The sequence below is a fragment of the Bacteroidales bacterium genome (assembly GCA_016709865.1).
Classification (GTDB): Bacteria; Bacteroidota; Bacteroidia; order Bacteroidales; family VadinHA17; genus LD21.
On the sequence record JADJLX010000005.1, the window covers coordinates 1166785 to 1183988 of the forward strand.

Sequence of the window (17204 nt, forward strand, 5' to 3'; positions counted from 1 at the left end):
TATCATGGCGTATTCCGGTTGGTAAATTCAAGCTGGTCATTCTTTACTCCGATTATTACATTACCATCCTTTAGAACAGTACCCCCTATTATCTTTTTTGATAGTTCATTTACAATTGCCTTCTGTATTAACCTCTTAACCGGTCTGGCTCCTGATTGCGGATCGTATCCCTGCTTTGCCAGCCAGTCAATGGCATCGTCAGTTACGACGATTTTCACTTTATATTCTTCAAGCGTCCGCCCTATCGAGGAGAGCTGAAGTTTAACAATCTGCCTTATCTGGTCATATGTCAAGGGTTTGAACATAACTATTTCATCAACTCTGTTAAGAAACTCAGGACGGAGGGATCTTCTTAGCAACAGAAAGATTTCCTGTCGAAGCTCCTCTGCTTCTTTTTCATTCAATTCATTGTTTAAGCTATCCATTCTTTCTCTGATGATGTCTGATCCCAGATTAGAGGTCATAATAACTATGACATTTCTGAAGTTAACAGTCCGCCCCTTGTTATCAGTAAGCCTTCCTTCATCAAGAACCTGAAGCAGGAGATTAAATATGTCGGGATGGGCTTTTTCAATTTCGTCAAGAAGAACAACAGAATATGGTTTATGTCTTACAGCCTCAGTGAGCTGTCCTCCTTCATCATAACCAATATATCCCGGAGGTGCGCCTATAAGCCTTGAAACAGAGTGTCTCTCCTGATATTCCGACATATCAATCCGGGTCATAAGGTTCTCATCATTAAAAAGAAAACCGGCAAGTGCTCTTGCAAGTTCAGTTTTTCCAACACCTGTAGTTCCAATAAAAATAAATGACCCAACAGGCCGTTTCTGGTCCTGCAAACCGGCACGTGATCTTCTTACGGCATCAGCAACAGCCTCAATTGCTTCATCCTGACCAACTACCCTCTTATGTAACTCATCTTCAAGCCTAAGTAACTTTTCCTTTTCACTCTCAAGCATTCTGGTTACCGGAATCCCAGTCCACTTTGATACAATAGCAGCAATATCTTCAGATCTTACCTCTTCCTGGATTAAAGATCCTTTTTTTCTTTTTTTCTCTATTTCATGCTTCAGTGAGTTAATTTCCTTTTCGACTTCAACTATTTTACCATACCGTAACTCAGCAACCCGTCCATAATCACCAGTTCTTTCTGCTTGCTCTGCTTCAAATCGCATTGATTCCACAGCCTCTTTTTTCGACTGAACCTTATCAATCATCTCTTTCTCTGCTTTCCAGTCGGCTTTAAGACTATCTCTTCTGGATTGCATATCAGCAAGTTCCCGTGAAATCTTATCAAATTTAATAGTATCACCATCTCTTCTGAGAGCTTCTTTTTCAATTTCAAGACGGGTAATAGTCCTCTCAGCCTCATCAATCTCTTCGGGGACCGAGTTCATTTCAAGTTTCAGTCTGGAAGCTGCTTCATCAATAAGGTCTATAGCTTTATCCGGAAGGAAACGATCAGTTATATATCTTGTTGACAGATCTACAGCAGAAATAAGTGCCTCATCCCTGATAATGACCTTATGATGGGTTTCATATTTCTCCCGTATACCTCTGAGTATAGATATGGAATCTGCTCTGTCTGGTTCATCAACCATTACAACCTGAAATCTCCGTTCAAGAGCTTTGTCTTTTTCAAAATATTTCTGATATTCATTCAGAGTAGTTGCTCCGATTGCTCTAAGCTCCCCTCTGGCAAGAGCAGGTTTTAGGATATTAGCTGCGTCCATTGCTCCATCGGATTTACCCGCACCTACGAGAGTGTGAATCTCATCAATAAACAATACAATCTCTCCGTTTGATCCTATGACCTCATTTACAACTGCTTTTAACCGTTCTTCAAATTCACCTTTATATTTTGCACCAGCTATCAGGGCACCCATGTCGAGCGAGTAAATAACCTTTGATTTTATATCTTCAGGTACATCCATCCTGATTATCCTATGTGCCAGTCCTTCCGCAATAGCTGTCTTTCCTACTCCAGGTTCACCAATAAGCAGCGGATTGTTTTTGGTACGTCTTGTCAGAATCTGTAAAATTCTTCGAATCTCATCATCCCTTCCTATAACGGGATCAAGCTTGCCAGACCTGGCTCTCTCATTCAGATTAATAGCATACCTGTTAAGTGAGTCGAAAGTATCATCAGAGGTCTGTGATTCCACTTTAGCACCTTTTCTTAATTCAGTTATGGCAGCCATCAGCATTTTTTGTGTTACTCCCCGATCCTGAAGAATATGGGATACCCTGTCTCCGGTATCAAGTATGCCCATTATAAGATGTTCTGCTGAAACGAATTTATCTTTCATCTTAGCTGCATGATCCGATGCTTTTCTTAAAGCCTCAGAAAATGCTGCAGATACATATGGCTCGGCTCCTGATACTTTTGGGAAAGTCAATATAAGTTTATCTGTCTCCTTTTGAATTACTGATGGATCAACACCTGATTTTCCAAAAAGAAAATCAGTAATACTTTCCGCTTCATTCATGATTCCTTTAAGAAGATGAGCGCATTCAATTGTCTGCTGACCATTTGCCCCTGCAATATTAAATGCCTGCTGAACAGACTCCTGTGCCTTTAAAGTAAAATTATCAAGATTCATTTGAATATGTTTTACAACACATATGCAATTTTTTTGCCATTGCCATTATCTGCATTAAAATTGCCTTTTTGACATCTATAAAACTACATAAAGTGTCAAACTGACAAGTTAGCTTTAGTCAAATGGTTATACTATATTTGAATCTGTGATTTAAGGTGTCAGTAAATCAGTCAAAATAGTACACGTAAATTGAACAATTATGAGTAAGGTAGTCTGGAAACCGGGAACAATGATCTATCCCCTTCCTGCTGTTATGGTGAGCTGTGGATCTGTATCTGAAGAGTACAATATTATAACTGTCTCATGGACAGGCACTATCTGCACTGATCCTGCAATGTGTTATATTTCAGTCAGGCCTGAAAGACACTCATATGAAATAATAAAAAAAAATCGTGAATTTGTAATTAACCTTACCACAAAAGAGCTGGCATTTGCAACCGACTGGTGCGGTGTGAAATCAGGCAGTAAATTCAATAAATTTAAAGAGATGGGCTTAACCCCGGTACCGGCTTCAAAAATAAAGGCACCTTTAATAAAGGAATCACCTGTGAATATTGAGTGCATTGTAAAAGAGATTAAAGAATTAGGCTCGCATCACATGTTTATCTCTGAAGTAGTTGCAGTAAATGCTGAAGAAAAGTATATTGACAGTAAAAGTGGCCTGTTTAAACTAAATGAAGCTACTCCGTTATGCTATTCACACGGCAAGTATTATGAAACTGGTCCACTGGTAGGTAAATTCGGATTTTCTGTTGAGAAGAAAACAAAAGGCAAAGGTTAATAATAAGGTAAAAACTATATCATTGATTTTTTGTACCAAATAACTAATTTCATATCTTCATTGCCGGAATTTAAAGTGACTAACTATGAGTGAGAAGATCCTAGAAACCCTGATGCAGTTGTTTGCGATAATTGCAAAACCTCAGAGCAACGACAGTGAAAGAAGAGGTGTTGTAGAAGCTTTTCTAAAACGAATGCTTAACCAGGAACTGGTAAAGGAATACCTGTCTACTTATGATAAGGAGTTCGAAGAGGCACGTAAAAAACTTGAAAAAAGCAGCGCTGAAAGACGTGAAGGAGCTATTGCAATCAGAATCAGGAAGCTTTGCAAAGAGATAAATGAACAGGGCCAGCTCGACCAGGAACAGAGGATTGTGGTGGTTATTCAGGTTCTTGAATTCTGCAAATCAGGCGGACAGGAGGTTAGTCAGCTTGAACTTGGTTTTATAAGTACACTTGCTGAGGGACTAAATATTACTAACGAAGAATACGAGTATATTGAAAAATTTGTGCTGAACCAGTTTACATCAATTCCAGACACATCCAACCTTCTTATAATAAATGGGATAAAAGATTTTGATCCCAAAGGCGCAAAACATGTTTTCAAAGATTTGCTTAAGGGACATATCTGGATCCTTTTCGTTTCATCAGTAAATAAATACTTTGTAAGGTTTACAGCTTCCGGTGAACTTTCAATGAACGGGCAGTTACTACAGGAAGATAAGGTTTATCCTTTAAGTCAGGGTTCTTCAATAAAAGGCTATAAGATCTCCCCGATATATTACTGGGACGTAACAATGCAGTTCCTGAAAGAGGAATTTAAAGCATCCCGTGTTGTATATGAGGTAAGTAATCTCGAATACAGATTTAAAAATGGAAAGGTCGGTATCCACCATATGAGTTTCATGGAGGAGTCGGGCAGAATGGTTGGGATAATGGGAGCCAGCGGTGCGGGAAAATCAACTCTTCTGGGGGTTCTGAATGGTACAAACGATCCATATGATGGTGAAGTATTAATAAACGGTGTAAGTATACATAAGGACAAAGACAAAATCAAGGGACTTATTGGTTATGTGTCTCAGGATGACCTGCTTATTGAAGAACTAACTGTCTTCGAGAATCTTTACTATAATGCGAAACTCTGCTTCGACAATCTTACAGAAGAAGAAATTGTTGCCCGGGTTGACAGTGTTTTAAAAAATCTCGGCCTCTACGAAATCAGAAATATTCAGGTTGGAAGTCCGCTTAACAAAAAAATAAGCGGCGGACAAAGGAAAAGACTAAATATCTCACTTGAGCTGATCAGGGAACCGGCAATAATGTTCCTCGATGAACCAACTTCAGGGCTCTCCTCAAGAGACTCTGAGAATATTCTTGACCTCCTGAAAGAACTTGCGAGGAAGGGTAAACTTCTGTTTATAGTAATACATCAGCCCTCTTCAGAGATCTTTAAGATGTTCGACAAACTGATAATCCTCGACACAGGAGGATACCTTATATATAATGGTAATCCTGTTGACTCTATCGAGTATTTCAAAAGAAAAATTGAACAGGCCAACTATAACGAAAGTGAATGTTATGTCTGCGGTAATGTTAACCCTGAACAGATCTTCAATATTGTAGAGACAAGGGTATTTACTGAGAGCGGACAGCCGACAGACACCAGAAGGATCTCACCGGCTGACTGGAGCACTCACTATAAGGCTGAACAAAAGAAAGAGATGCTTGAACGGGGAACAAGTATTCCGGAGATCAACTTTAAAACTCCCAATAAGCTGAAGCAGTTTATTGTATTTGTCAAACGCGACCTGCTTTCTAAAGTTGCGGATACTCAATATCTCCTTATAACACTTCTTGAAGCCCCTATCCTTGCATTTTTCCTTGCCATACTAATCAGGTATTTTGATGAGAGTGCAAAAGATGCGCATTATACTCTTTACGATAACAGTAACCTGCCTGTATATATTTTCATGTCGGTAATTGTTGCAATCTTCATGGGATTGACTGTGAGTGCAGAAGAGATTATTAAGGACAGGAAAATCCTGAAGAGAGAGGCATTTCTGAATCTGAGCTGGAACAGTTATCTTATGTCCAAAGTATTTGTGCAGTTTGCTATTTCAGCTATTCAGGCACTGACTTTTGTGATTGTAGGAAACAGCATTACCGGAATCAGAGGAATGTGGTTTGAATACTGGCTTGTGCTATTCTCCTGCTGGGCCGGCGCAAATATGCTTGGACTGGTTATCTCAGACAGCTTTAAAGCAGTGGTAACTATTTATATATTAATTCCGTTCCTTGTTATACCGCAGATTATTCTGAGCGGAGTAATGGTAAAATTCGAAAAACTAAATCCAAGCATTCCTCTTACTAATCCCGTAGGTATTCCTTTTTATGGCGAATTTATTACTGCAAGATGGGGATATGAAGCGCTGGCAGTAAATCAATTCATAAACAACAGATACGAGAGTCAGTTCTATGTATATGATAAGGCGATGAGTAAAGCCAAATTCAAGAAGGACTATTGGAATGTTGAGGTAAAAGGGAAACTCGATAATATTCAGAATGATCTGAATAAGGGCACCAGAAGCGCCGACTTCAACGAAAAGCTAAGTGTGGTTTATAATGAATTTCAGAAAGAAAAACTCTTAACACCTGATATCCCTTTTGAAGGGATTGAATCGTTGAAACCCGACAAGATTACGAAGGAACTAGTAGCTGATGCGCTGTTGTATGTTGAAAAATTAAGAAAATACTACATCGCTTACTCTAATAATGCAAAAGACAGGAAAGATGCACTTGTTACCAGGTTGCAGGCAGAGGATAATGAAGGGTTTCTTAAAACAAGGGACAGGTATGCCAATGAATCCCTCGAAGAATTTGTGACTAACAAAAATGAGACTGTAAGGTTTGTTGAGTTCAACGGAGAAATTATCCAGAAGCTTGAACCTATATTCATGGAACCAAAACACTCTTTTATTAAAGCTCACTTCTATTCTCCCACAAAACAGGTGTTTGGATGGAAAGTCGATACTTATGTTGTCAATGTCGTTGTTCTGTGGTTTATGACAACATTGCTTTATCTGGCTCTCTATTTCAGACTTCTCAAGAAACTGCTTGACTCAGGCGAAGTTATGATGGGCAAGAAGCACAAAGGATCAGATTGATGACAAGTATATATAAAACAAGAGGCTGCCTCAGAAGAGACAGCCTCTTTAGTTTTTGGAACAACCGATCTGATTAATAATACTTAAAGGTATTATTCTACAATCTCAATCATCTTGAACGGGACGCGGATGATAGATTCGTAATCCTCACCGGCTTCGAGCATATCCTCATCGTCCTCCTCGTAGTACCAGTTAACTTCAACTTCATTCTTGGCCTTGTGTATTGCCTCAAGCTTCTTAAAAACATCGAGTATACACTTGGATGAACTTGTGTTGAAATATTCGAGACGAATATTAACAACTGTTTTTGTCAGAGGTGCTTCTTTATAGCTGTCAAGCCAATCAACCAAAGGCTTGTAGAATTCCACTGAGTTTTCAGGAATTGAACGTCCTTTAATTTCAAATACACCTTCTGAAGAATCAAATTTTACTGTTGGAGTTTTCGGGGTTCCCTCGATGATGATCGGTTCCATATTTGTCAGATTTAAAAGTTGTTTTATATTTCTTCGTTTACTAAAATATCAAGGTAAAAAAATGAATAATTACTGTCATATTGTTTAAAAGCATATTCAAGCTTATTACCGGTTTTTCTTGCTATATCAACCAGTCCCAGTCCACCACCTCCTTTTGCAGATATTCTCTGGTGATTTAGGATAAATTTATATAATTCTTTTATCTCCTCATGACTCGACCTGTTGATTCTTTTTATCTTTTCCTCAAGCTTTTCCATATTTTCGGCCTGAACAAAATTACCGGTAATAATCCGATAGCCGCCTGTTACTTTTTTAACAACAAGCAGTCCGTATTTTTCAGCAGTCTGATCTTCAAAATCAGATGGCACACTATCAACATGGTGGTAGAGATTCTGAAGGCTTTCCACCAGAACATTATAAACTTTTTTCCTCAGTTTAGGCTGTTCATCCACCTGCACCATCTTATCCTCGACCGTATCAAGAACATGGTTAATGACATCCGAATCTACATTACCCTTATAGATAAGGATAGTATCTCCCTCCGGCTTTTCTGAAATGTAATTCTCTATATCAAAGCTCATGTAAGCTTCCTTTTAGATATGGTCAAGTAATTCCAATAACAAATATAATAAAAATATGAAGTTACCAAATTATAACACACCCACTTTCGGGATTTTTAATTTATGTCATACATTTTGATAAACATAACAAAATTTTATGATCAACGGCTCAATTACTGTGACATCAGGATTTCACCGACTTCTTTGTCCCCTGGTACATTTCGTATTTCAGAAGGGTACATTCAAGTGCGCCATTAAACAAAGTGTGTTTTTCAGCAGGTTTCAATCCAACTTTTTTTAACGATTCCCTGTTCGAAGTAATAAGCCACGCTGTATTACCCTGAAAGCTGTGCTTGAGTGTTGTACCAATCATCCCATAAAGACTATCAAGTTCATCAGGATTAAGCCTTTGTCCATAAGGTGGATTGAGAAATACATATCCCTGACTATCAGCGCTTTTAACATCCTTAAAATCAGCCAATTCAAGGGAAACCAATTCTCTCAGACCGGCTTTCATAAGATTATTGCCAGTCTGTAATATAGCATGTTCTGAGATATCGCTTGCATAAATTTTTACCGGAGAAGATCTGATTTCATTCTCGCAATCTTTTTTCAGCTTATCGAACAATTCTTCATCATAATCTTTCCATTTCTGAAATCCAAAATACTTTCTGAATCTGCCTGGTGCTATATTGCAGGCAAGTAATCCTGCTTCAATCGGAATCGTTCCTGAACCGCACATTGGATCAGTAAGCGATGAAGATGCATTCCAACCCGATATGAGTAATATTCCGGCAGCCAAAACTTCGTTCAGAGGAGCAACAGCCTGTTCAACTCTGTATCCGCGTTTAAAAAGCGGAACAACAGATGAATCTATAGATACTGTTACCTGATCGTTGCTGATATGAAGATTAATCAGAATAACCGGATCATTGGTATCTACAGATGGTCTCCTGCCCGACTTGTTTCTGAAATAATCAGCAACCGAATCTTTGAGAAGAAGCCCCGCATATCCTGAATGGTCGAAATGTAGCGAATTGACAACAGGGACAACTGAAAATGTATCATCGGGTCCCATATATGAGTCCCAGTCAAGTTTCAGACTATTTTTATAAAGATCATCCTTTGACCTAATTCTGAAATCGCCAACCGGCATCAATACTGAAAGTGCAGTTCTTGCGCAATAGTTAACCCTGTATAACAATTCTTTCGATCCGCTGAAAGTTACGGCACGGTTTACAGCCTTAACATCAACAGCCCCAAGCGCCAGCAGTTCGGAAGCTAGCACTGGTTCAAGGCCATAAAGAGTTTTTGCAACAAGTTTCATAATTGAAGATTACCCTTTGTTACTGAGATCCCAGAATGGCATTATAAGCTTTCTTATCAGAAATAACCTTAAGAGCTTTTTCAATCAATTTATCGTTTTGATTTATTATCTGGAAATATTCGTTTGTCTGCCAGAGATTAGTGGCCACAAGTGCTTTCATAACGAGTTTCATTTCAGTCTCAGATTTCCTGAATTCCTCCTCATTGTATTTAATTCCCTCCGCTTCTCCTTTCTCTATCATTGCTTTCATTTCTTCGGGTGAAAACTCAAATTTCAACCTGAAATCCGCGAAAGTCTTATATCTGGCAGCAAGATCCTTTCTGTTCTTATCACAGTAGTCGAGGGTAAAGGTATTTATTACATTTCTTCCAAATAACCTGTTAAAGTAGGGTGTATTATATGAGGTATCAACCGATACGAATACGTCAGGCATAATTCCTCCTCCGCCGTAGACAACTCTCTTATTTACAAGTGTTATATATTTCAGGGAATCGGGAAAATGAATGCTGTCAGCTGAAATAAGCTCTCCGTCGGTATATCGCTTGTAAAAATTCTCCATGTATTTTTCATAACCATCCTTATAGGAGCTTTGAATCGATCGTCCGGTGGGTGTGTAATAACGTGCAATTGTCAGCCTGATCATTGAACCGTCGGTTAAGTAAAAACCATTCTGAACCAATCCTTTACCAAAAGTACGCCGGCCCATAATCACTCCTCTGTCCCAATCCTGAAGAGCGCCTGCTAAAATCTCACTTGCAGAAGCCGAACCTTCGTCGGTAAGTACAACCACTCTTGATAATGCGAGTGAGCCCGAACCTGCTGACTTATAATCCTGTCGTGGTGTTTTTCTTCCTTTAAGATAAACAAGAAGCTTCTGATCTGAAAAGAATTTTTCGGCAAGAGCAGTAGCAGCAAGCATATATCCGCCACCGTTTCCTCTTAAGTCGAGCACCAGATGTTGCAGATTGCTTTTTTTCAGTGTTGTAATCGCGTCTGAAAACTCTTTTTCTGTTGTAGCTGCAAACTTATTAAGTTTAATATATCCTGTTTCCTTATCAAGCATATAAGCCGCATCAAGACTATAAATTGGAATTTTGTCGCGGATTATGGTGAAGTCAAGCGGATCTTTGTTTCCCTTTCTGAATACAGTAATATTTACCTTTGTTCCTTTAGGCCCCATGAGTCTGCTTCTGACTCCTGCTGTCGTGATTTTTATACCGGTTACCTTTTCATCATTGATAGTGAGGATCCTGTCGCCAGCCTTAACTCCAACCTTCTCGGAGGGTCCGCCGGCAATGGGCTCAATAATAATAATTGAGTCACGCAGTAGATTAAACTGCACTCCGATTCCATCAAAATTGCCATTAAGAGGCTCATTCATATCTTTCACATCTTTAGCAGAGATATAAGTAGAATGCGGATCAAGGTTCCGGAGGATCTCGATGATAGCTTTTTCAGCCAGCATATCCATATTGGCTGAATCAACATAGTAAGCATCTATCAGACCAAATGTCCTTCCGATCTTGAAGGTACCTTCATTCAAAACCTGTGAAGAAGCTGATATTGTGAACAGGAACAGGATTACTGCCACTATTGTCCTGCTTAATAAGATTCTTTTCATATAAGATTTGTATAAAATTGCGTTGTATTCTGTTAAACAATTATAAACACTGAAAGTTATTTCAAGTTTCAGATTCCAGATTTAATTTTGAATTTTGAATTTTGAACCTTGAATTTTGAACTCTGAATTTTGAACTCTGAACCTTGAACATTGTCATTCCCACTCTATTGTCGATGGCGGCTTAGAGCTGATATCATAAACCACTCTGTTTATTCCCTTTACCTTGTTTATTATTTCATTTGAGATAAGTCCAAGGAATTCATACGGCAGATGCGACCAGTCGGCAGTCATACCATCGGTTGAAGTTACTGCCCTGAGAACAACTGCATTTTCATAAGTCCGTTCATCACCCATTACTCCGACTGACTGAACCGGAAGAAGTATTACTCCTGCCTGCCAAACAGAATCGTAAAGCCCGTGTTTTTTCAACCCTTCAATGAAAATATCATCAGCATTTTTAAGTATCTCCAGTTTTTCCCTGGTCATTTTACCAAGAATACGGATTGCCAGACCTGGTCCTGGGAAAGGGTGTCGCTTAAGAATATTATCAGGAACCTCAAGTGCCTTGCCAACCCTCCTGACCTCATCTTTAAATAAAAGCCTTAATGGCTCAACTACTTTAAGGTGCATCTTTTCAGGCAGACCACCTACATTATGATGAGATTTTATTGTTGCTGATGGTCCGTTAACAGAAACAGATTCAATAACATCGGGATAGATTGTGCCTTGCGCAAGCCACTTAACATCTTTTACTTTGTGTGCCTCTTCATCAAATACTTCAATAAAAACCCTGCCGATAATCTTACGTTTTGTCTCAGGGTCACTTACTCCTTCAAGCTGGTTGAGAAATCTGTCTTCAGCATCAACACCTATAACATTAAGTCCCATGCCAAGGTAAGAATCAAGTACTTTGCTAAACTCATTTTTTCTGAGTAATCCGTTATCAACAAAAATGCAGGTCAGGTTTTTTCCTATAGCCTTATGCAACAGAGATGCAGCAACAGTTGAGTCAACTCCCCCTGAAAGACCAAGTATAACTTTATCATTTCCAAGCTGGCTTTTCAGACCGGCAATTGTTGATCCGGCAAATGAGTCAGGTGTCCAGTTCTGCGAACATCCGCAAATACCAAGTACAAAGTTCTTCAGCATTTGAGTGCCCTCAGTAGTATGATATACTTCAGGGTGAAATTGTATTCCCCAGGTATTCTCACCTTTAATATGATAAGCACCTGCTTTCACATCTGCTGTAGAACCAGTAATTTCATAGCCATCGGGAATTGAGGCAATTGTATCAGCATGAGACATCCAGACCTGTGTACCGGGTTTAATGTTTGTGAAGAGAGGATCGCTGTTGTTTACAGAAATCAGGTTTGCTCTGCCGTATTCCCTTGAATTGGACGGTAATACTTCTCCGCCAAAATTATGTACCAGATATTGTGCCCCGTAACAGACTCCCAGCAAAGGAATTCTCCCCTTAATCATTGTCAGATCAGGTGAAGGTGCATTTTTATCACGGACAGATGATGGGCTTCCAGACAGTATAACACCTTTTACATCCTTATCAGGTAAAGGGAAATGGTTAAAAGGATGAATTTCACAATAAACATTTATCTCTCGTATTCTTCTGGCAATCAGCTGTGTGTACTGAGAGCCGAAATCAAGTATAAGAATTTTTTCCTGCAAGACTTGTAGATTTTAATAAGATGGTCACAAAGATATATATTCTTTTCTTAAGGTCCAGCAATTTTGCCCACCTCATAACTCTTTCCGTCTATGGCAGCATAAGTATCCGGGAATATTTCCCTGGACTCTTCCACAAGGAATGAAATTGTCTTGTAGCGCGATGAGAAATGGCCAATAATCAGAGTTCCGGCACCGGCATTAAGTGCAGTTTTTGCTGCATCCAGAGTTGTCGAATGGCCTGTTATCTCTGCCAGCTTGTTTAAGCTTTTATCAAAAGTAGCTTCATGATAAAGAAGAGATACTCCTTTAATAAATGAGGCCAGTCTTTTAAAATAGCTTGTATCGCTGCAATATGCATAAGATAGCGGTTCAGGTGGCGGTAATGTAAGTTCGGAATTCGGGATTACCGATCCGTCAGGCTTTATGAAATCCTCTCCTTTCTTAATTGCGGGTATCCTGACAGAGGGTATCTGATATTCATCAATCTTTTCTTTTATAATGTTCCTGTCTGATAATTTCTCCCGAAAAAGAAACCCAAATGCAGGAACCCTGTGCTGCAGAGGGAAAGCTGTTACAGTCAGATATTTATCATCCAGAATTAAAAAAGGATCTTTCCCTTTAAGCGGTATAAAGTCGATTTCAAAACTGAGGTTGATATCAAAGTCGCTGAGATGTGACCTCAGCATGATCTGATAGTTTTCAGGGGCATAAAGATGAATCGGGGTCTTTCTTCCCATAAGGCTGAAAGATGATAAAAGGCCGTATAGTCCGAAGATATGGTCGCCATGCAGATGGCTTATAAATATATGGTTAATCTTTCCGAATCTGATCTTGTTTTTTCTGAGCTGCATCTGGGTTCCTTCACCGCAGTCTATTAAAAATAAGCGCTCATGTGCGTTGAGCACATGAGCGCTGGGATATCTTTCTGATGTCGGCAATGCAGAACTACTACCAAGTATGGTTAGCTTCATCGCACTCTGCAAAGCGATCTGTTTTAAGATATCATTTTCTGAGCATCATCAACCGTTCCTGTAATCGTGAGAACGGTATCGAGCTGAGAAATAGTGATAAGACGTTCTACTGCTTCATTAAGTCCGCAGAGAACGAATGTACCACCAGCATTTTTGCAAAGTCTGTTGGCTACCAGTATGGCACTTAGTCCCGATGAGTCGCAGTACTGACATTTTTCAAGATCAAGGATGATATTCTTCTCTCCCTTGCCTGAAACAAGCACAAGCTCCGACTTAAGTGCAGGAGCAATGTGCGTATCAAGTTTTTCCGACTGTATCTGAATTACAGTGCTGTTATTCCGGCTTTCAATATTGAAATCCATAGTTGTAGTTTTTGATAGCCTAAATTTAAGAAATATTTCTATTTCTTGGAAGCTTTATTCTCTTTTTCTTCCATTTCATCTTTTAAAGCCTGAAGCTGAGAGATATCACCAAGTGTTGTTTTCTCTGAAGCTGACTTCTGCTTTCTCGGAGCTTTCTTAGGTGAAGATGACTCTGACTTGGCTACTGGAGCCTCGGCAGCTTTCTTCTCATCTTCAAAAACTCTGCTGTGTGAAACGATGATTTTCTTGGCTGACTTATTAAATTCAATCACTTTGAACATTAATTTCTCATCAACCTTAGCCATCATTCCGTCCTCTTTCACAAGATGTTTTGGAGTAACAAAACCTTCAACACCATAAGGAAGAGCTATAACAGCACCTTTGTCGAATACTTCAACGACGGTACCTTCATGTACTGAATCCATGGTAAAGAGATTTTCGAATACATCCCATGGGTTCTCCTCGAGTTGTTTGTGACCAAGGCTGAGACGTCTGTTTTCTTTATCAATTTCAAGAACAACAACTTCGATCTCGGCATCAATAGCTGTAAATTCAGCAGGATGTTTGATTTTCTTTGTCCATGAAAGATCAGATATATGAATTAAACCATCAACACCTTCTTCTATTTCTACAAACACACCGAAGTTGGTAAAGTTCCTGACTTTTGCAGTATGTTTTGAACCAACTGTATATTTGTCATCGATATTCTGCCATGGATCAGCTTTAAGCTGTTTGATACCCAGTGACATTTTTCTTTCGTTACGGTCGAGTGTAAGTATAACTGCTTCAATCTCATCACCAACTTTCAGGAATTCCTGAGCACTGCGCAGATGCTGTGACCATGACATTTCAGAAACGTGAATAAGACCTTCAACACCAGGTGCTATTTCAACAAAAGCACCATAGTCAGCCATAACAACAACCTTACCTTTAACTTTATCGCCGATATTCATGTTCGGATCAACTGAATCCCATGGATGAGAAGTAAGCTGTTTCAGACCAAGAGCGATTCTCTTCTTGTCATCATCGAAATCGAGGATAACAACATTGAGTTTCTGGTCGAGCTGAACAATCTCTTCAGGATGATTAACCCGGCCCCATGAAAGGTCAGTAATGTGAATAAGACCGTCAACACCACCAAGATCGATAAATACACCATATGATGTGATATTTTTAACAGTTCCTTCAAGAACCTGTCCTTTTTCGAGTTTTGCAATAATCTCTTTCTTCTGCTGTTCAAGTTCAGCTTCGATAAGAGCTTTGTGAGAAACAACAACGTTTTTGAATTCCTGATTGATCTTTACAACCTTGAACTCCATTGTTTTTCCAACAAATACATCATAGTCGCGGATTGGTTTAACATCTATCTGCGAACCCGGAAGGAATGCTTCGATGCCAAAAACATCTACTATCATACCACCTTTTGTACGACACTTGATGTAACCTGTAATGATCTCGTCTTTTTCGAGTGATGCATTAACCCTGTCCCATGAGTTGATAGCGCGTGCCTTCTTATGAGATAGCAGTAACTGACCTTTTTTGTCTTCCTGGCTCTCTACATAAACTTCTACTTTATCACCAACTTTCAGATTAGGGTTATAACGGAATTCGTTCAAACTTACAACACCTTCCGATTTGTATCCGATATTGATAACAACTTCGCGTGATGTCATCTGAATAACGGTACCTATTACTACCTCATCAACGGCAACAGTTGAGAGCGTCTCATCATAAAGTGATTCTAACTGCTTGTACTTGGGAGATGTACGTTTTTCTTCACTTTCAAAAGCATCCCAGTCAAATTCCTCAGCAGTTGCCGGAGATTTGTGTTCTGCTTTTATTGTAATTTCTTTTTCGTCAGTTTCCGGTGCTGGATGAGATTTTTTAGGTCTCTTTTCCTTCTTTTCTGTTTCCAGACCGTAATCTTCAACTTTTGCAGGTTGAGCTGCCTCTGCAACAGCTTCTTCAATTGCTGTTACTTCAGCTACTTCTTCCAGAATTTCCTTTGTTTCTTTAGCTTTTGCCTTTTTTACCTGTTTTACAGGTGCTTCACTTTTTTCAACAACCTCCTTTTTGGTTGCTTTTTTCTTGTTTTCAGTCATAATTTTGATTTAAAAGAACTAGTAATTAATAAGTTAGACATTATCTTGTATAAAAAATTGGTTGCAAAGATATGGTTTTCTTTTAAATTGACATAATATATTGTAGAATTTCACCGACTTAACAATGCGGCATTAAGCCGGAAGCCGCATGCCTTTTTTCATTTTCATATTTAACTTGTTATATTATCTTTGCACAAGTGATGTTGTTTAAGTAAAAAAATACCTGATATATGAGGATTATTGTTGTAGGTACAGGCTATGTTGGATTAGTTACCGGAGCCTGTTTCGCGGAGAGTGGAGTAAATGTAACATGCGTTGACAATAATCTCGAAAAGATAAGGCTATTACAGGATGGTGCTGTTCCAATATACGAACCCGGACTTGAGAGCATAATCAGAAGAAATGTTGAAAAGAAGCGACTTAACTTCACAACTGAACTAAAAGAGGGACTTGACGGAGCCGAGGTTATTTTTGTTGCAGTAGGCACTCCTCCCGGAGAAGACGGATCTGCTGACCTGAAACACGTTCTCGAAGTTGCACGCGAGATTGGAAGTGTAATTACAAATCACATTGTGGTGGTAACTAAGAGTACTGTCCCTGTAGGTACATCAGAAAAAATAAGAAAAGCAATTAAGGGGGAACTCGAAAGAAGGAAAGCAGATATCCCTTTCGATATGGCATCAAATCCCGAATTTCTTAAAGAAGGAGCTGCTGTTGAAGATTTTCTTAAACCCGAGAGAATTGTAATCGGGATAGATAATGATAAGACAGCAGAAATAATGAAGCGTCTGTACATGCCATTTGTCCTGAACAATCACCCGATTTTATTCATGGATATAGCTTCCGCAGAAATAACCAAATATGCTGCCAATGCTATGCTGGCTACGCGTATCAGCTTCATAAACGAAATTGCAAATCTATGTGATATTCTCGGTGCTGATATTAACCATGTGAGGAAAGGTATCGGAAGTGATTCAAGAATCGGAAGCAAATTTATTTATCCTGGTTCCGGTTATGGTGGATCATGCTTCCCAAAAGATGTTAAAGCTATAATTAAGACTGCTCATGATAATGGCTATGAACTGAATGTCATTAAAGCAGTTGAGAAGGCTAACGAATATCAGAAGAACATCATCTTCAGAAAGATGAATGGTTATTTCAAAAATGATCTTAAGAATAAAGTGATTGGCATTTGGGGTATAGCGTTTAAGCCAAAAACAGACGATATAAGGGAGGCTTCATCACTTGTACTCATCGAACAGCTTCTCGAAGCCGGTGCAAGAATCAAGACATATGATCCGGCTGCGATGAATGAAGCAAAGAAACTGCTGGGAAATAAAGTTGAGTTCTGTTCAGATCCTTACGAAGCTGTTGAAGGCGCTGATGCTATGGCGCTTATGACTGAATGGTCTGAGTTTCATCTGCCGGAATTTGCAAGGATGGCTGATTTAATGAAGAACAAGGTGATATTTGATGGAAGAAACATATATGATCCTGCCGAATTAAAAAGGCTTGGGTTTATGTATTACGGAATTGGGAGACGTTGATTAATTGGTAG

Annotated in this window: 12 protein-coding genes; 3 read left to right on the forward strand and 9 right to left on the reverse strand. The window is 39.2% G+C overall.

The window, feature by feature from the left end; translation table 11 throughout:
- Positions 1–2: 2 nt before the first annotated feature.
- On the reverse strand, positions 3–2603 hold the full coding sequence (clpB, locus tag IPJ16_13435) for an ATP-dependent chaperone ClpB (GenBank protein MBK7628175.1): 2601 nt from the start codon (positions 2601–2603) through the stop codon (positions 3–5).
- 199 nt (positions 2604–2802) lie between these two features.
- On the opposite strand from clpB, the gene IPJ16_13440 reads away from it, so the two are divergent.
- Both IPJ16_13440 and IPJ16_13445 read left to right on the forward strand, forming a co-directional pair.
- Positions 2803–3384, forward strand: coding sequence for a flavin reductase family protein (locus tag IPJ16_13440; GenBank protein MBK7628176.1), 582 nt, complete (start codon positions 2803–2805; stop codon positions 3382–3384).
- A gap of 85 nt (positions 3385–3469) precedes the next feature.
- On the forward strand, positions 3470–6547 hold the full coding sequence (locus IPJ16_13445) for an ATP-binding cassette domain-containing protein (protein ID MBK7628177.1): 3078 nt from the start codon (positions 3470–3472) through the stop codon (positions 6545–6547).
- 92 nt (positions 6548–6639) lie between these two features.
- Here the strand turns inward: IPJ16_13445 and IPJ16_13450 are convergent, their stop codons facing one another.
- The 8 genes from IPJ16_13450 to rpsA all read right to left on the reverse strand — a co-directional run bounded on the left by IPJ16_13450 (position 6640) and on the right by rpsA (position 15385).
- Positions 6640–7020, reverse strand: a complete 381-nt coding sequence (locus IPJ16_13450; protein ID MBK7628178.1) for a DUF1987 domain-containing protein — start codon at positions 7018–7020, stop codon at positions 6640–6642.
- Positions 7021–7043: 23 nt separating this feature from the next.
- Positions 7044–7601, reverse strand: a complete 558-nt coding sequence (locus tag IPJ16_13455) for a hypothetical protein (protein MBK7628179.1) — start codon at positions 7599–7601, stop codon at positions 7044–7046.
- Positions 7602–7764: 163 nt separating this feature from the next.
- Positions 7765–8907: a class I SAM-dependent RNA methyltransferase gene (locus tag IPJ16_13460; GenBank protein MBK7628180.1), complete on the reverse strand. Its 1143-nt coding sequence runs from the start codon at positions 8905–8907 to the stop codon at positions 7765–7767.
- Between the two features lie 19 nt (positions 8908–8926).
- The gene (locus IPJ16_13465; GenBank protein MBK7628181.1) at positions 8927–10528 is read right to left on the reverse strand and encodes a S41 family peptidase; all 1602 of its coding nucleotides are present in this window, start codon (positions 10526–10528) and stop codon (positions 8927–8929) included.
- A 153-nt stretch (positions 10529–10681) separates the two neighbouring features.
- Positions 10682–12211 (reverse strand): glutamine-hydrolyzing GMP synthase, encoded by a 1530-nt coding sequence (gene guaA / locus IPJ16_13470; protein ID MBK7628182.1) that lies wholly within the window; start codon positions 12209–12211, stop codon positions 10682–10684.
- Between the two features lie 47 nt (positions 12212–12258).
- Positions 12259–13182: a ribonuclease Z gene (locus IPJ16_13475; GenBank protein ID MBK7628183.1), complete on the reverse strand. Its 924-nt coding sequence runs from the start codon at positions 13180–13182 to the stop codon at positions 12259–12261.
- A 23-nt stretch (positions 13183–13205) separates the two neighbouring features.
- A complete protein-coding gene (locus tag IPJ16_13480) occupies positions 13206–13544 on the reverse strand; it encodes an STAS domain-containing protein (GenBank protein MBK7628184.1) in 339 nt (112 codons plus the stop codon).
- Positions 13545–13582: 38 nt separating this feature from the next.
- On the reverse strand, positions 13583–15385 hold the full coding sequence (rpsA, locus tag IPJ16_13485; GenBank protein MBK7628185.1) for a 30S ribosomal protein S1: 1803 nt from the start codon (positions 15383–15385) through the stop codon (positions 13583–13585).
- A gap of 491 nt (positions 15386–15876) precedes the next feature.
- On the opposite strand from rpsA, the gene IPJ16_13490 reads away from it, so the two are divergent.
- A complete protein-coding gene (locus IPJ16_13490; protein ID MBK7628186.1) occupies positions 15877–17193 on the forward strand; it encodes a UDP-glucose/GDP-mannose dehydrogenase family protein in 1317 nt (438 codons plus the stop codon).
- The last annotated feature ends 11 nt before the right edge of the window (positions 17194–17204 follow it).